The sequence below is a fragment of the Bacillus solitudinis genome (assembly GCF_002797395.1).
In the GTDB taxonomy this organism is placed as follows: Bacteria; Bacillota; Bacilli; order Bacillales; family Bacillaceae_D; genus Halalkalibacter_A; species Halalkalibacter_A solitudinis.
Window position 1 is genome coordinate 2,234,358 of record NZ_KZ454943.1, and the last position, 16,037, is coordinate 2,250,394.

The window sequence follows — 16,037 nt, forward strand, 5'->3', positions numbered from 1 at the left end:
TTTTTCAGTGGCCTCTTCATCGTAAGGCTTTTAAAAGATGTAGCGACTCCGCCCATTAATGTTCAAACAACTGCGCTTTCCTAGGTGAATAATTGCCTTATTAGGAAAATAATGCCACCCCATAAAGGTATACTTAGTAAACCTCCCCATAACAATCCTTTGAAAATATTTCCTTCTCCATCCATAAAAATCAGTCCTTACAATATTTATATTAAGTGTTGCCATAAATTATCTAGTAAATACTCAAAGGGTTGCCCACTCTATGCCAGGGGATATCATTTTAACGGGGACACCAGAAGGCGTGATACTCGGTTTGCCTAAAGATGAGCAAATTTACTTGAAGGCAGGAGACGAAGTAACGGTCGAAATTGAAATAGTCGGTTCACTAACGAATTATTTTATTAAGGAAGAGCTATAGGATAACTTATTTCGCTAATCTACAAAGTTCAATACATTATATAACTTAATTGGTTGCTAAATTGATATAAAAAAGAGGAGTCTTTTGCCAAGAATACAATACTCTTCTTTTATGAACCCAGACATAAAGTTTAAAGTGGAAATCATTATACATGGAATATAACAATTAAGGAATGCGCAGGAACGTACGAGGGATTGTTTCATATTGACCTGCCAGGAAAACAGTATATGGCTGTTCGAATAACTAAAATTTAACTAAAAAACTTCAATCTATTTTTAAAAGTAGATTGAAGTTTTTTTGATTTCAATGAAGACTCATCTAACAGACATATTATATTCATTCAAAACTATAATAATAAGAACAACTACCTTATCGTCTTTATACTAATAAGAGCCATACATTTATAAGGCTTTAACAGAAATTGAATAGGATGATTGTTGATTTAGTAGGTGTAAGAAACTAACTAAATTAATGAGGGGGGTAAAATATAAAATTAATAAAGTAAAAACCATAAATTTAAGGTACCTATATAAAAAAGTTTATATTTAATTAAAAAAATTTCGTTGACGTTAAAAAATCTATAAATTATAATCAAAATAAAGGTAAAGGTTACCAAATATTCTTGATAAGTGTTTGCTTGTGAAAATAATAGGATTCTTGCGTGTAGACCATTATAAATTTTTTTAGTAAATGAGTTTTGATATGCTTAACAATTTTAAGCGATTTTGGGGAATTTTAATATGTAAGCGTTTTATTACTTGGTGGTATAAACATATGCATTAAAGGGGGTGCAGTTAATGGAGTTAAAAATGTCAGGAATCACTAAAAGTTTTGGATCCGTACAAGTGTTGAACCAAGCGGGTATTCACGTCAAGGAAAAGGAAGTTCATGCTCTAATGGGAGAGAATGGTGCGGGAAAATCAACACTTATGAAAATCCTAACGGGAGTCTATTCAAAGGATGCTGGAAACATCCTCATTAATAATGAGTCTAAGGATATGAACACGATTAAAGATAGTGAAAATCTCAGGATAGCTTTTATCCATCAAGAATTAAATGTTCTAGATGATATGAGTATCGTAGATAATATGTTTCTGGGGAAGGAATTAAAGACGAGGATTGGTTTCCTAGATAAAAAGACAATGATTCACCTAGCTAGAGAAAAACTAATGCTACTAGGCCTGAACATCGATCCAACTATGCGTGTGAAAGATATTTCTGTTGGGAGTCAACAGTTAGTTGAAATTGCAAAAGCGCTTTTGATGGATGCTGAGTTAATTATAATGGACGAACCAACGGCTGCATTATCAGATAAAGAAATAGATTTATTGTTTAGTATTATTAAGCAACTAAAGGTAAAAGGAGTGTCCTTTATTTATATTTCTCACCGAATGGAAGAAATTTTTAAAATTTGTGATGAGATTACAGTCATGAGGGATGGCAAATTTATTGGTCAGAAAGCAGCAAAAGATACGACGTTTGAAGAGATTGTTAGCATGATGGTTGGTTATGATTTAGATGATCGCTTTCCTCGCGTGGAAGTGGAGCCAGGTGACACGATTTTATCAGTTAGCAACTTAACTAAAAAGGGGAAGTTTGTGAATGTTAGTTTTGAGGTGAAGCAGGGTGAGGTTCTTGGGTTTTCGGGATTAATGGGGTCTGGTAGAACAGATGTAATGCATGCAATTTTCGGTAGTACGCCCTATGACACAGGTTCTATTTCTATTTATGGTAAGGAAATAAAAATCAGTTCTCCTATCCATTCAAAAAAAGTAGGTTTAGGTTTTATTACTGAAGATAGGAAGAATGAAGGCTTGATTCTTGATTTTTCTGTTCGTGAAAATACAATATTACCTTATTTGAAATCGCTTACTAAGAGAAAGATTATCACTGAAGGAAAAATTACGAGTTTAGTTGATGAATATATAACAAAATTAAAGGTGCGTACAGCGAGTCAAGTCATTCCAGTCGGAAAGTTAAGTGGCGGAAATCAGCAAAAAATTGTTATTGCTAAATGGTTGATTACGAAGCCAAAAATATTAATTTTAGATGAACCGACAAGAGGTGTAGATGTTGGTGCTAAAAAAGAAATTTATGAAATTATTAATCAGTTAAAGAAGGAAGGGGTTGCGATTATTGTCGTCTCAAGTGAGCTTCCAGAGGTGATGGGAATTTGCGATCGAATAGCGATAATGAATGAGAAAAAATTAGTGAAGATACTAAACAGAGAAAATGCATCCCAGGAGAAAGTCATGGAATATGCGACAGTTGGAGGGATAGGAGTTGAGTAAGCTGTGGGAAATTTATAAGAAATACGGGACGTTCATTGTATTACTATCTCTAGTTATTATAGTGGCTTTGATAAACCCTAAATTTTTAACGATGTATAATATTTTAAATGTTTTCCGTCAAGTATCAATTAATGGTCTTATCGCTTTTGGGATGACATTTGTTATTCTCACAGGAGGAATTGATTTATCCGTTGGAGCCATACTTGGGTTATGCGGAATGATTTTAGGATTAATGATTATGGGAGGGATGCCTGAATTAGTTTCCATTCTAACTGTTTTGTTTATAGGTGCTTTGCTTGGCTGGTTTAATGGATTCATGATTTCAAAAATGAAGCTTCAAGCATTTATTGTTACGCTTGCAACGATGACAATGTTTGGTGGTATAACAATGATCATCTCAGACGGTATACCAGCTATGGGAGTAACAAAAGAAGCTCCATTATTAGACTTTTTCAGTCAGGGAAGTATCATAGGATTACCTTTTCCAATGCTAGTTTTAATTGTTACTTTTATCATATTGCTTATTCTTCTTCAAAATACGGTTTTTGGTCGAGGCGTTTATGCCATCGGCGGAAATGAAGAAGTTGCAAGACTATCATCGCTTCCGACAAATAGAATTAAGACCTTAGTCTATGTCATAAGTGGAACGATGTCTGCCTTAGCTGGAGTTATTTTGACCTCGCGTTTAAGTTCTGCTCAGCCGACTGCTGGTATTGGCTTTGAGTTAGACGCAATTGCAGCAGTGGTTATAGGTGGTACGAGTTTGTCTGGAGGCAGAGGAAGATTGTTCGGCACGTTTATCGGTGTACTCATAATTGGAGTGTTAAATAACGGATTAAATATTATTGGTGTCTCAGCATTTTATCAGCAATTTATAAAAGGGCTAGTTATTCTGCTTGCGATTTTACTTGATCGTAAGAGTGCTAGATAAATAAAATGTCCGGGGAGGAACAAAAATGAAAAAGTTTGTTTTTGTATTATTTACTTTATCTCTACTTATTATGACAGGCTGTGGTAGTCAAACTAGCGGTGAAGGGGAGAGTCCAGATAAAGAGAAAATGGCCTTATTGATGGCTGATTTAGGTAACCCTTTCTTTCATGTTCTTCGAGACGCTGTTGTTAAGCAGGGAGAGGAACTGGGATATGAGGTATTAGTTTATGATGGACAAAATGATGCTTCGAGACAACCATCACAAATTGAAGATGCTATTCAACAAGGCGTAAGTGCAATTGTTATTAATCCAGCAGATGAATCATCAACGGCTAATGCGCTAAGAGACGCAATAGCACAAGATATTCCTGTAGTTACTGTTGACAGATCTGTAGATGTTGAGGGTGTTTTATCGTATTTAGTAACAGACAACTTAAAAGGTGGTCAGCTTGTTGGGGAATGGTTAGAGGAGAAGATGCCTGAAGGTGGAAAAGTGATTCATATCGAGGGTGTTATGGGAACAGCGCCGCAACGTGAACGTGGTGGTGGTTTCTTAAGTGTTATTGATCCATCAGAAAATCCGAATAGTAAATTTGAGATGATAGATACTGCTGTAGGTGACTTTTCGATGGCTCCTGCAGAAGCAGCAATGTCCGACTTCTTGGCTAAACATGATGATATTGACGTTGTGTTTGCTCAAAATGATACGATGGCAGTTGGAGTTGCTCGTGCAATTGAAACGGCAGGACGACAAAATGATGGAATTATAATTATCGGTTTTGACGGAGCGAAAGAAGCGTTTGACTTAATAGAAACGGGCGAAATGTCTGCAACTGCAGTACAAGATTTTGAATTTATTGGATCTGAGGCAGTGAATTACGTGCATGAGTTTATAGAAAATGGAACAAAACCTGAGGAACATGTGTTGGTCGATGTCTACATGTCAGAAAGTAAATAGCCATTGAAAAAGTAAAAACCAAACACTTTTAGTTCCTCAAAGAAGTGGCAATGGCTCCGATCGACACACGCCCGCTATGAAAAACACGCTCTAACGGGCTTAAAACAAAGCGTTTCCACTCATTGCTGAAGAGGCCACTGGAAAAGGTGAATACCGACCTTTTTCAGTGGCCTCTTTTAAAGGGATGTTTTTCTATTAATAAAAGGTGAATTCGGTAGGTAAAATTTTTTAGGTGGAGATTTGAGTGCCTCTAAGAAAAGGCCGGTACGCAGCTTTTATTTTCTAACTTGTGGTGTGGTATCTTGCTCTGTTTCCACTAAAGGCTGTGTCGAATTTCTCTCAACTAATTCAGTATCGACAAACAGTTTTATCCGGTCTTTGCTTGTGTTCTCTATATTTTGAATAAGTCTCTCAACTGCAAGAGAGGCAATTCGGTCCTTCTTGACATTAATCGTTGTAAGCTCAGGATGAATAATTTGCGATTCCCAAATGTTGTCAAATCCAACAATTGAAATATCATGAGGAACGCGAATCCCTAAATCAGTTAATGATTTAATGACACTTATCGCCATATAATCACATTCACAAAATAAAGCGGTAGGAAGGTCGTCTATATCTTTCGTTATGTTTTGTTTAAATAAATCTTGCGGAGTAACATCTGTAGGCGGTATTGAATAGTTATGTTTCTTGTCAATAGAGACGCCTTGTTCGGATAAAGCTAAGTTAAAACCTTGCTTACGCATATCGAAATTATAAAATCGTGTTGTTGATTCTACATAACCAATCTTTGAATGGCCTTTTTCCAAAAGATACTTTGCCGCATCGTAAGCTCCCAACAGATTGTTCATAACAATAAAATCTACATTCATTGTTTCGAAACACGTATCAATAACGACAAGGTTTGATTGTCTTTGGGCAATGTAGTGAATTTGTTCTTGGTTTAAATTGGTCCCTAATAAGATGATACCATCAGATTGTTGTTCCTCTTCTAAAGTATTAATTTCACTATTAAAAGAATCGTAATTTATTGAGGAGACTGTTAACGAATAACCCCTAGAGCGAATGTTCTCATCGATGCTACGCAATAATTCCATAAAAAAAGGTAAATTCTCATATTTCTCAGAAACAATCCCCACATTTGTGCAAGCAACAAAGCGTAACAATTTATTAGAAGTCGGTTGTGCATCTTCTGTTTTCATTAATGAACGAGAGGTATAACCATGTTCTTTTGTTATTTTTAATATCTTTTCTCGCGTCGCGTCGCTGATACCGGGTTTACCATTAAGAGCGAGGGAGACAGCAGATTTAGAAACATTGGCAAGTTCTGCTATATCTTTAATTTTCATAGTAACACCGCTTCCTTATGCTTAATATCCATCAATAAACTGCTGATTTCAATTGAGTAACTATTATTATTTTACAACAGGGGAGTGGTTATAACAACAAATTGAGATAAAAAGACTAAAATATTTTATAAGTTTTAGTTTTTGTTATAAGGGGAGTGTTCAACGCACTATAAATAAAGAAATTTATGATTGAGTTAAAAGAAGAAGATTATAGCGGTTCCCTTTATAAGTAAAGAAACTATCTTCGGTTGTAATTGTTTTAAAGTTTATAAACTTTTTTATGTATTTTTAAAAATATTTAGTTTAATTGATTGACTGTGTTTATGTGTGTTGATATATTAAAAATAGAAAGTTAATAATATTAACTAAATTTTTTTCGGGAGACTTTTCAATTAAGGTAGAAATTTTATTTAACTTATATAGGAGGTTTTTAAATGGAAAAAATCAAACTCGGTTTTGCACCGACACGTCGTTTTGTTTTTAGTAAAGAGGATGCGAACAAGTATAAACAGCTTATTCTTGAAAAAATAAAGAGTTTTGGCTTACCTATGGAGATTGTTGATTTAGAAGGGATTAATGACGAAGGACTTTTATATGAACGTTCTGAAGAAGCTGCTGTCATTAAGCGCTTTCAAGATGCGGGTGTTAATGCCTTGTTTGTTCCTCATTGTAACTTTGGAACGGAAGATATTGTGGCTCGAATTGCAAAAGCGATTGGTAAGCCTGTGTTGCTATGGGGACCACGAGATGAAGCGCCATTAGAAGATGGAATGCGTCTTCGTGATACGCAGTGTGGGTTATTTGCAACCGGTAAAGTGTTACGTCGCTTTAATGTAAAATTCTCATATATTACAAACTGTCGTGTTGATGACCCTGTTTTTGAAAGAGGCTTCAAAAACTTCATAGGTGCAGCAAATGTCGTAAAGCATTTTAACAGTCTACGAGTCTTGCAAATTTCAACTAGACCTTCAGATTTCTGGTCAGTTATTTGCAATGAAGGTGAACTGTTAGAGAGATTTGGCATTCAAGTTCATCCAATCACGCTCGAGGACATTAAAAAGAAGACGTTGGCAATTGAAAAGTCTGATAGTTCAGAACTCGGTGAAGCCATTCAATACATTAAGAAGACATTAGATTGGAGTGCCGTAACAGAGGAAAACGTTCGACGTATTGCTTCTCTAAAAGTTGCGATGAAGCGATATGCACAAGAAACGGGAAGTACGGCGATTGCGATTCAGTGTTGGTCAACCTTACAAGACATCATTGGTATTATGCCCTGTCTTGCAAATGCCATTTTAACAGATGAGCAGATTCCAGTAACCTGTGAAACGGATATCCACGGGGCGATTACATCTATTATGGTTCAAGCAGCGACATTAAATACAGAACCAACTTTCTTCGCGGATATTACAATACGTCACCCTGAGAATCCAAACGGTGAGTTGTTATTCCATTGCGGAAACTTCCCGGTATCGTTAAGTGTCGGAGAAAAACCGAAACTTAATAAGCACTTCTTGTTTGAAGACCATTCACCAGGAACGCATGAAGGTGAAATAAAGGGTGGGGCTATGACCTTAGCTCGATTTGATGGAGATCATGGTGAATATTCTATTTTCCTCGGTAAGGCTAAAGGAATTGAAGGTCCATTTTCACGTGGCTCGTATGTTTGGGTCGAAGTAAATGATTGGCCACTTTGGGAAGAGAAGCTAGTAAAAGGTCCTTATATTCACCATTCAGTAGGTATTCATGCAAATGTTGTTCCAGTATTGTTTGAGGCGTGTGAATATATTCCTGGATTAACACCAGATCCAGTTGACCCAACAGAAAGTGAAATTAGAGCTTGGATTCGTGGTAGTGACCTTAACAAGTAAGAATGGAGGTAATAATGATGAATGAAGAAATTTCTTTCTTAAAACGAAAAGCCATTGATATCCGCAGAGACTTAATAACAATGATTTATGAAGCAAAGACAGGACATACAGGTGGTTCCTTATCAAATACAGATATCTTAACGGTTCTATACTATAAAATTATGAACATCGACCCTGCCAATCCAAAGTGGGAGAATCGGGATCGTTACGTACAAAGTAAAGGGCACTCGGTGGAGTCATATTGGGCGATTTTAGCAGACAAAGGATTCTTTCCTAAAGAAGAGCTAAAAACCTTCTCAAAGTTTAACTCAAGATTGATAGGTCATCCGAACAATAAGGTTGCTGGAGTTGAGATGAATACCGGTGCATTAGGGCATGGTTTACCGATTTCAGTAGGGATGGCTCTTGCCGCGAAATTAGACGGAAAGTCTTATAAGGTATATACGTTAATGGGCGACGGGGAACAAGCGGAAGGTTCTGTATGGGAAGGAGCCATGGCTGCTTCGCAATACGAGCTTGATAATTTAGTAGCGATTATCGATCGAAACCGTCTCCAAATTACAGCGGGAACAGAAGATGTCATGGGAATTGAGCCGCTTGGTGATAAATGGAGAAGCTTCGGTTGGGAAGTTGTAGAAGTCGACGGAAATGATATTGAAGCGCTTGTTGAGATCTTCACGAACATCCCAGCAAAAAGTGGAAAGCCAACAATGGTGATAGCAAATACTGTGAAAGGAAAGGGAGTCTCATTTTCTGAGAACCAAGTAGGGTGGCATCATAAAGTACCTACCAAAGAAGAGTTTGAGCTAGCAATGGAGGAACTGTCAAAACAAATGGAGGTATTACTATGAGAAATGTTGCCCTAAAGCCTTCTACAGGGAATAAAGTCGCCAATCGAAAAGCGATTAGTGATACATTATTAGATTTAGCGAAAAAGGATAGAGATATTTTAGTTCTGACTAGTGACTCGAGAGGATCGGCATCTATGGTTCAGTTTGGAGAAGAATTACCCAATCAAATCGTAGAAGTTGGCATAGCTGAGCAAAATATTGTCGGTATGGCTTCAGGGCTTGCTCATTCTGGTAAAAAACCATTTGTTGCCTCGCCAGCTTGCTTCTTAAGTATGAGAAGTATCGAGCAAATCAAGGTCGATGTGGCCTATTCACAAACCAATGTGAAGTTGATTGGGATTAGTGGAGGGGTAAGCTATGGTGCTCTTGGAATGTCACATCATTCTCTTCAAGATTTGGCTGTCACTCGTGCAATTCCAGGCTTAGACGTGATGATGCCAGCGGATCGTCATGAAGCAAAAAAGATGATTGAGGCTTTAGTGAATCACAAGAGACCTGTGTACGTTCGCATTGGTCGCAATCCTGTGGAAGATTCATATACTTCAGATGACTATGATTTTGAAATTGGAAAAGCGGTCACAATGAAAGATGGAAATGATCTTACGATTATTGCAACAGGTGAAACGGTTCGAATAGCACTAGATACAGCGGACGCTCTTACACAAGAAGGCATCAACTGTCGTGTCTTGAATATGCATACGATTAAGCCGCTTGATGAGGAAGCAATTGTGAGGGCTGCTACTGAAACTGGGGGAATCATTACAATTGAAGAGCATAGTATTCATGGTGGATTAGGAGCAGCGGTGGCAGAGGTTGTTACACAAACGCATCCAGTACCTATGAAAATTATTGGAATTCCCGATGAGCCTGCAGTGACAGGAAATACGGCGGAAGTATTTGAACATTATGGTCTTAACGTTGAAAATGTGAAAAAGATTGCAATGCAAATCGTAAATAAATAATGGAGGGGAGCTTATGAAAAAACATATCCTCGCCATAGATCAAAGTACATCAGGAACAAAAGCATTACTTGTTAATGAAGATGGGAAGATAATTCATAAGCAAGCGGAAAGCCATAAACAATATTATCCTCATTCGGGCTGGGTCGAGCATAGCCCGGATGAGATATATGATAATGTAACCAGACTTATGAATGAAGTGGTAAAAGCAACAAGCCTCGATAACATTGCAGTACTAGCAATAACGAATCAACGTGAAACTGTTGTCGTATGGGATAAAAACACAGGGATGCCGATTTATAACGCCATCGTTTGGCAATGTCGACGAACAACAGATATTTGCTTAAAGTTAAAGGAACAAGGTCACGAAGCAACGGTTCAATCGAAAACGGGTTTAACCATTGATCCCTATTTCTCTGCTTCAAAAGTGAAGTGGATATTAGAACATGTGGAGCGAGCAAAACAGAAAGCAACGCAAGGAGATCTTCTTCTCGGAACAATTGATAGTTGGTTAATTTGGAAGCTTACAGATGGGAAAGTCCATGCGACTGACTTTTCAAATGCGAGTAGAACGCTCCTTTTCAATATTCATACACTTGAGTGGGACCAGGAGCTACTTGATATTTTCGGTATCCCACACTCGATGCTACCAGAGGTGAGAAGCTCAAATGATACTTTTGGTTTGGTAGAAGATCAAACCATTTTTGTGAAAGGATTATCGATATCAGGGGTGGTTGGAGATTCACAAGGAGCCCTTTTTGGGCAAAAGTGCTTTGAGCCTGGAATGGCAAAGGCAACGTATGGTACAGGAACATCGGTTATGTTGCATACAGGTGAATGTGTTAATGGAACCAATGGTTTAGTAACATCGATTGCATGGGGAATAGATGGAAAAGTTGAATATGCACTTGAAGGAATTATTAATAGTACAGGTGACGTGATTAAGTGGTTGATAGAGGATATAGGGTTAATTTCAAATTTGGATGAAACTGAGGGACTAGCAGCGTCATTAGAAAATAATGAAGGGGTCTATCTTGTACCAGCTTTTGTTGGACTCGGTGCCCCTTACTGGAGTCCGAATACAAGAGCTGCTATTCTCGGAATGAACCGAAACACAGGCAAATCTCAAATTATTCGAGCTGCTCTTGAAAGCATTGCCTATCAAGTGAGAGACGTTATCGAGTTGATGCAAGCTGAGTCAGGCATAAAGATAAAAGAGTTGAAGGTCGATGGTGGGGCAACAAGCAATCGCTTTTTGATGCAATATCAAGCAGATATGCTAAAGATGGAAGTTGTCGCTTCAACCGTTTCAGAATTATCCTCTTTAGGTTCGGTATACTTAGCTGGTCTAGGGATAGGTATTTGGAAATCAACGGAAGAGATAAAAAGCTTAAATCAAAAATCAGAAAGTTTTAAACCGCTAATGGAGGCTGAACTAAGGTCTTTATATTACCAAGGTTGGAAAAAGTCCGTTCAAAGTGTTTTGGTCTAGTTTATTGGACCCTAACCACAAGTAAACATATTATTCACAATTGATTATGGAGGTTAGGTTTGTGAAGCACCCATTTGATATTCCTGAATCTAAGAAAATAAGGTTAATCATTAATACCGATGCAAAAAACGAAGCAGATGACCAATTTGCCATTGTACACGCTTTATTAACACCTCGCTTTAAAATAAAAGGAATAATTGGCGCGCATTTTGGTACGCATCGTACAGAAAATTCGATGCAAGAAAGCTACGATGAAGTTGTAAAGGTGCTTGATTTCGTGAACTTAAAAGATGAAGTGAACATTTATAAAGGAGCAGTATACCATTATGGGTGATTCCACAAAATGTGTATAAACTAATGCGGGTGAGCATTGCTGAATTAGCAGTTAATGTGAGGCCTTACGGTGAAGTTGGCAACTATTTATATCAGCAACTGATTGATTTTAATTTTGAGATAACAGAAAAGTACATCCCGGCCATGAAGGGAAAAATGCTAAAAGAAGGTCGAGATATTAGTCAGCTAGACCTAGATGGGTGGCCAAAAGGAGAAATGTGGTTTAGGAGATTCTCCGATAGTAGGTTTACTGTTAGATGATCACCAATACGGCTACGACATGAAGCCTGCTCCACGAATTACGAATGATATGAGCTATGTTCATTACCAAACAGAACGAATGGTTAGGTGGTATCATTTCGTTGACTCTAAGTTTATCCTACAAGACATGTATGCAAAGTTAAAGCTTCATTATGGATGACTAGAAGAGGATGCATCATAAGGTGACTTTACCTATGATGCATCCTTTCTTTTTTTGGCGACTTACAGCCAATGTATTGTTTTAACTGTGGGATAACGAAGTAACTAGAAACTAGATAAAATTTATCCGCAAATTGTAAAAGAGTTTTTCTGAAGATCCATACCTTTCCTCTGAGATGGCAGCAAACCATATTAAAGGTGTACAGAGTCAAGGGGTTGGAACATCATTAAAGCATTTTGCGGTGAATAATCAAGAGCATCGTCGTATGTCAACTGATGCAATTGTTGATGAAAGAACATTGCGCGAAATTTATCTAGCAAGTTTTGACTTATGATAAGGATGCTCATCATCAACTTGCAAGGGAAACAGCAAGAGAAAGTATGGTCTTGTTAAAAAACAAGAACAAGTTTCTTCCATTGAAAAAGGAAGGTGAAATTGCGGTAATTGGGGAATTTGCGAAAGCTCCACGTTATCAAGGAGGAGGAAGCTCACACATTAAGCCGACAAAGCTTGAGGACATTGTTGAAGAAATTGAAAAATCAGCAGGTTCTGCTGCAAATGTTTCATACGCCCAAGGCTATCACCGTGATAAGGATACAATTGATGAGGCATTAATTGAAGAAGCAAAGGAACTCGCTTCAAAAGCAGATACAGTCGTCTTGTTTGTTGGGTTACCGGATCGTTATGAATCTGAAGGCTATGATCGCATGCACTTACACATTCCAGAAAACCATCAACGTCTTATTGAAGCAGTTGCAGAAGTAAATAAAAATATTGTTGTTGTGTTAAGTAACGGGGCACCAATTGAAATGCCGTGGTTAGATAAAGTTAAAGGCGTACTTGAAGGGTACTTAGGTGGCCAAGCACTTGGAGGAGCAATTGCGGACATTTTATTCGGTGATGCGAACCCGAGTGGAAAACTTGCTGAAACGTTCCCTAAACAGTTAAGTGACAACCCGTCCTACTTGTTCTTCCCAGGTGATGGCGACAAGGTGGAATACCGAGAAGGAATTTTTGTTGGATATCGTTACTATGACACGAAAAAGGTTGAAACATTGTTCCCGTTTGGATACGGATTAAGCTATACAACGTTTGAGTATAGTAACTTAACGATAAGTGCGAGTGGAATAAAAGACACTGATACCGTGAGTGTAACTGTGAACGTGAGAAATACAGGATCTTTAGCTGGTAAAGAAGTTGTTCAGCTGTATGTGAAGGATGTTGCAAGCAGCATCAGCCGTCCTGAAAAGGAGTTAAAAGGCTTTGAGAAAGTGGAATTACAGTCAGGGGAAGAAAAAGCAGTTTCCTTTACGTTAGATAAACGAGCGTTTGCTTACTATAACGTGGAACTAGCTGATTGGCATGTTGAAAGTGGTGAGTTTGAGGTTTTAGTAGGGGGAATTCTCAGGACATCTCACTAACAGGGAGCGTTCATGTTGAATCAACTGTAGAGGTTGAGCAAGCTGTTCACCGTAACACAACGGTAGGTGATTTACTTGCAAATCCTAAGATACCTCCTCTTGCGAAGGAACTTCTTGCAAAGGCACAGGAAGGCAGTCCATTTGCTAATGCAAGTGAAGAGGAAGGCGATGCTGCAGAGATGCTAGCGGCGATGATGAGATATATGCCATTGCGTGCTTTATCCAATTTTAGCAACGGTGCTCTTACGGAGGAAATGCTTCAAGCAATGATAGATGCGTTAAATGATGCAGCCAAATCTAAAGTAACAAATTAACATAATTATAAGGGCTACTCCTTACATGGATAATGCATCTTCATCATCACTGATAAAAAAGAGGTACCCAAAACATTATTCTTTGGGTACCTCATATTCAAAATAAATTGGATAGCGGAGAAAGAAAAGAGACCGATAGCTTAGCGTATACACCTGACCTTCAGCTTGAATCACGGACACTCTACTTTTGGCGTGTTACCGTTTGGGGTGATTCTGGAAACAAAGCAACAAGTGAGGTCGCTTGGTTTGGCCGGTAATAGCATTATCGTCAATCAACATGGAGATAATCCACTTCGGGAACTTTCAAAAACACCAATTGTAGCTAATTTTGTGACCGAAGAAAAATTAAATCAATTAGCGGAGATGCTTACAAAACTGAAATAAGAGGCAAGCCATAGAAGGTGCTTAGAAAAAAATCTAAGCACCTTATTTAAGGAAACCAAAATGTGTATTATTCTCCTCATTGTAAGTGTTGAGGAGGAGCCTTCTTATGAACACCACTCTTAACCTCTTGAAAAATATCATTATCATCTGACTTACTAAATTGTTGAATTTGGGTTGTCAATTCTCGAATTTGTTTTGATAATTGATCAAAAGGCTGGTTGGTTAAACTAGTATCTTGATTTACTTGTACTTGCGGCCCGATTGCCTGTTTTAAATGTTGGATTTCCTTTTTTAGAGCATCAATGTCTTTCTTAGTTGGCGTCCTAGCTTCCTCTTTTAGTAGAAAGCCCAGCTGACCATTGGGTTCCAATGTCGCCCATTTTACATCACTAATGTTTGAGACATTTTTCTCCCTTAACTGCATTTCGAGTTGATCAATGGTTAATCTTACACTACTAAGGTTGTTGAGGTTGATTTCTCCGTCTTCGATTAGGATTTTTGCTTTTCCTGTAACAAGCTGCTCTAGCGTATTAAATTTTATTTGACCGTATTCAATTAGTAATAATGTTAGAACTAATAAGAGTCCAACATATAAGGTAGACCAAATATTTTCACCGGCGAGTGGTTGAATTAGAAGGGAACCAATCCCAATCATAATAACGGTTTGGGCTAATGTCATTTGTGAAATCGATTTTCTCCCAGCGATTCTTAAAAGAATTGTACCTGCTACGACAATGATTACAGATTTCCACGCCCACTCAAGCATATCGATATTCATTATGTATCACCTTTCCTTTAAGTTTAGTTGTCTCCAAAAGGTGAAAAAAAATGAGAGGAAATTATTTGGTAATAAAGTATGAGGTGTGCTCTCTAGTTATTCCTTCTCTCCAAAAGGGAATAGATTGTTTGATAGGTGATATATAAGGTATAATGATTTGAATATGATGTGGGCTACTTTTTTAAACTGTACCCTATAGAGTAGACACTAATAAAAGGTCTGCCCTATAGGGTACTTTTATGTATAATGAGAAAAATGAGAGATTCGGAGAACAATTTAATGTCAAAAAGGGGATGAACGGAAACAAGTAAAAGTCTCTGCTGGACAGAAGTTTCTCTTAATTCGTTCAGTAATAGAAAAGTACCACTTTAAAAATATGGTAAGTTTTTTGTGTGGAATTTCGGGAGTATCACGCTCAGGTTATTATAAATATTTTTGCGCAGGATCTCAGAAAAGAAGAGACGAACAAGAAAAGAAGGATTTTATCTTAAAAGAAAATATATTAAAAGCTTTTCGTTTTAAACGACGCAGAAAAGGTGCTCGACAGATTAGATGACGTTAGAAGGACAACTTCATACTACATACAACTTAAAACGCATCCGAAGAATTATGAAGAAATACAACATTGTATGCCCTATTAGAAGAGCCAACCCCTATAAGAAGATGTTGAAAGCTACTCAAGAACACTCCGTACTACCTAATTTACTAAACAGAGAATTCAAACAAGGTATTCCAGGTAAAGTATTGCTCACTGACATCACTTACCTTTATTACGGAAAGAGTCAAAAGGCTTATTTATCCACTATTAAAGATAGTTCAAGTAATGAAAATTTAGCCTATAACGTGTCGGATCGACTGACTTTAGATTTAGTTACGGATACATTAGTAAAGTTAAAGAAGAATAAACGAGTAAAGTTTGCAGAAGGAGCCTTTATTCACTCTGACCAGGGGGACACTATACTATAGTCCCGCATTTCAAAAATACGTAAAAAAACTAGGATTAGGGCAATCAATGTCAAGAAGAGGAAACTGTTGGGACAACGATCCACAAGAGTCTTTTTATGGTCACTTTAAGGATGAAACCTATAAACCCTGTAATTCTTTAGATGAACTAAAAAAGAAATAAGAAGTTACCTTACATAATATAACAATTTTAGATATAAATGGAATTTAAAGAAGGTGACTCCTGTTGAATATAGAAATCATCTTCTCCATGTGGCATAACCTTTTTTAAAATGTCCTTTTACGAGGGGTACAGTTTAGTACAAG

15 protein-coding genes and 2 pseudogenes are annotated in these 16,037 nt (G+C 37.5%); 15 read left to right on the forward strand and 2 right to left on the reverse strand.

Annotation, left to right across the window (positions count from 1 at the left end; translation table 11 throughout):
* Positions 1 to 202: 202 nt before the first annotated feature.
* The 5 genes from CEF19_RS10715 (at position 203) to CEF19_RS10730 (ending at position 4,598) form a co-directional block, all read left to right on the forward strand.
* Complete coding sequence (locus CEF19_RS10715; RefSeq protein WP_264755153.1) at positions 203 to 418, forward strand: fumarylacetoacetate hydrolase family protein; 216 nt, start codon at positions 203 to 205, stop codon at positions 416 to 418.
* A 194-nt stretch (positions 419 to 612) separates the two neighbouring features.
* Complete coding sequence (locus tag CEF19_RS23740; RefSeq protein WP_264755154.1) at positions 613 to 672, forward strand: hypothetical protein; 60 nt, start codon at positions 613 to 615, stop codon at positions 670 to 672.
* Positions 673 to 1,215: 543 nt separating this feature from the next.
* Positions 1,216 to 2,709 (forward strand): sugar ABC transporter ATP-binding protein, encoded by a 1,494-nt coding sequence (locus tag CEF19_RS10720; protein WP_100406061.1) that lies wholly within the window; start codon positions 1,216 to 1,218, stop codon positions 2,707 to 2,709.
* Positions 2,702 to 3,640, forward strand: a complete 939-nt coding sequence (locus CEF19_RS10725; RefSeq protein ID WP_227521965.1) for an ABC transporter permease — start codon at positions 2,702 to 2,704, stop codon at positions 3,638 to 3,640. Before CEF19_RS10720 ends, CEF19_RS10725 begins: the two co-directional genes overlap by 8 nt.
* 25 nt (positions 3,641 to 3,665) lie before the next feature.
* On the forward strand, positions 3,666 to 4,598 hold the full coding sequence (locus tag CEF19_RS10730; protein ID WP_100406062.1) for a sugar ABC transporter substrate-binding protein: 933 nt from the start codon (positions 3,666 to 3,668) through the stop codon (positions 4,596 to 4,598).
* Between the two features lie 275 nt (positions 4,599 to 4,873).
* Here CEF19_RS10730 and CEF19_RS10735 read toward each other — a convergent pair whose 3' ends face one another.
* Positions 4,874 to 5,944 carry a LacI family DNA-binding transcriptional regulator gene (locus CEF19_RS10735; protein ID WP_100406063.1) on the reverse strand — a complete coding sequence of 357 codons (1,071 nt, stop codon included), beginning with the start codon at positions 5,942 to 5,944 and terminating at the stop codon, positions 4,874 to 4,876.
* A gap of 434 nt (positions 5,945 to 6,378) precedes the next feature.
* Between CEF19_RS10735 and CEF19_RS10740 the strand changes: the two genes are divergently transcribed.
* The 9 genes and pseudogenes from CEF19_RS10740 (at position 6,379) to CEF19_RS23130 (ending at position 13,990) form a co-directional block, all read left to right on the forward strand.
* Complete coding sequence (locus CEF19_RS10740) at positions 6,379 to 7,815, forward strand: L-fucose/L-arabinose isomerase family protein (RefSeq protein WP_100406064.1); 1,437 nt, start codon at positions 6,379 to 6,381, stop codon at positions 7,813 to 7,815.
* Between the two features lie 14 nt (positions 7,816 to 7,829).
* A complete protein-coding gene (locus CEF19_RS10745; RefSeq protein WP_406565348.1) occupies positions 7,830 to 8,666 on the forward strand; it encodes a transketolase in 837 nt (278 codons plus the stop codon).
* A complete protein-coding gene (locus CEF19_RS10750) occupies positions 8,663 to 9,628 on the forward strand; it encodes a transketolase family protein (RefSeq protein ID WP_100406066.1) in 966 nt (321 codons plus the stop codon). Before CEF19_RS10745 ends, CEF19_RS10750 begins: the two co-directional genes overlap by 4 nt.
* A gap of 13 nt (positions 9,629 to 9,641) precedes the next feature.
* Positions 9,642 to 11,117, forward strand: coding sequence for a glycerol kinase GlpK (glpK, locus tag CEF19_RS10755; protein WP_100406067.1), 1,476 nt, complete (start codon positions 9,642 to 9,644; stop codon positions 11,115 to 11,117).
* A 61-nt stretch (positions 11,118 to 11,178) separates the two neighbouring features.
* On the forward strand, positions 11,179 to 11,451 hold the full coding sequence (locus tag CEF19_RS23745) for a nucleoside hydrolase (protein WP_227521966.1): 273 nt from the start codon (positions 11,179 to 11,181) through the stop codon (positions 11,449 to 11,451).
* An 11-nt stretch (positions 11,452 to 11,462) separates the two neighbouring features.
* A complete protein-coding gene (locus tag CEF19_RS23750) occupies positions 11,463 to 11,711 on the forward strand; it encodes a hypothetical protein (RefSeq protein WP_227521967.1) in 249 nt (82 codons plus the stop codon).
* A gap of 305 nt (positions 11,712 to 12,016) precedes the next feature.
* Positions 12,017 to 13,606 (forward strand): annotated as a pseudogene (locus CEF19_RS10765) (glycoside hydrolase family 3 C-terminal domain-containing protein); the annotation flags it as partial.
* Positions 13,607 to 13,713: 107 nt separating this feature from the next.
* On the forward strand, positions 13,714 to 13,863 hold the full coding sequence (locus tag CEF19_RS24430; RefSeq protein ID WP_454429350.1) for a glycoside hydrolase family 78 protein: 150 nt from the start codon (positions 13,714 to 13,716) through the stop codon (positions 13,861 to 13,863).
* Complete coding sequence (locus CEF19_RS23130) at positions 13,853 to 13,990, forward strand: hypothetical protein (RefSeq protein WP_157800931.1); 138 nt, start codon at positions 13,853 to 13,855, stop codon at positions 13,988 to 13,990. Before CEF19_RS24430 ends, CEF19_RS23130 begins: the two co-directional genes overlap by 11 nt.
* 76 nt (positions 13,991 to 14,066) lie before the next feature.
* Here the strand turns inward: CEF19_RS23130 and CEF19_RS10775 are convergent, their stop codons facing one another.
* On the reverse strand, positions 14,067 to 14,768 hold the full coding sequence (locus tag CEF19_RS10775; RefSeq protein ID WP_100406069.1) for a DUF421 domain-containing protein: 702 nt from the start codon (positions 14,766 to 14,768) through the stop codon (positions 14,067 to 14,069).
* A 298-nt stretch (positions 14,769 to 15,066) separates the two neighbouring features.
* Here CEF19_RS10775 and CEF19_RS23755 point away from each other — a divergent pair.
* Positions 15,067 to 15,992 (forward strand): annotated as a pseudogene (locus CEF19_RS23755) (IS3 family transposase); the annotation flags it as partial.
* Positions 15,993 to 16,037: the final 45 nt, after the last annotated feature.

Bases quoted from the DNA above. Each gene is read 5' to 3' on its own strand.
- CEF19_RS10720 (WP_100406061.1), top strand. From the start codon at position 1,216: ATGGAGTTAAAAATGTCAGGAATCACTAAAAGTTTTGGATCCGTACAA.
- CEF19_RS10730 (WP_100406062.1), top strand. From the start codon at position 3,666: ATGAAAAAGTTTGTTTTTGTATTATTTACTTTATCTCTACTTATTATG.
- CEF19_RS10735 (WP_100406063.1), bottom strand. From the start codon at position 5,944: ATGAAAATTAAAGATATAGCAGAACTTGCCAATGTTTCTAAATCTGCT.
- CEF19_RS10740 (WP_100406064.1), top strand. From the start codon at position 6,379: ATGGAAAAAATCAAACTCGGTTTTGCACCGACACGTCGTTTTGTTTTT.
- CEF19_RS10745 (WP_406565348.1), top strand. From the start codon at position 7,830: ATGATGAATGAAGAAATTTCTTTCTTAAAACGAAAAGCCATTGATATC.
- CEF19_RS10750 (WP_100406066.1), top strand. From the start codon at position 8,663: ATGAGAAATGTTGCCCTAAAGCCTTCTACAGGGAATAAAGTCGCCAAT.
- glpK (WP_100406067.1), top strand. From the start codon at position 9,642: ATGAAAAAACATATCCTCGCCATAGATCAAAGTACATCAGGAACAAAA.
- CEF19_RS10775 (WP_100406069.1), bottom strand. From the start codon at position 14,768: ATGAATATCGATATGCTTGAGTGGGCGTGGAAATCTGTAATCATTGTC.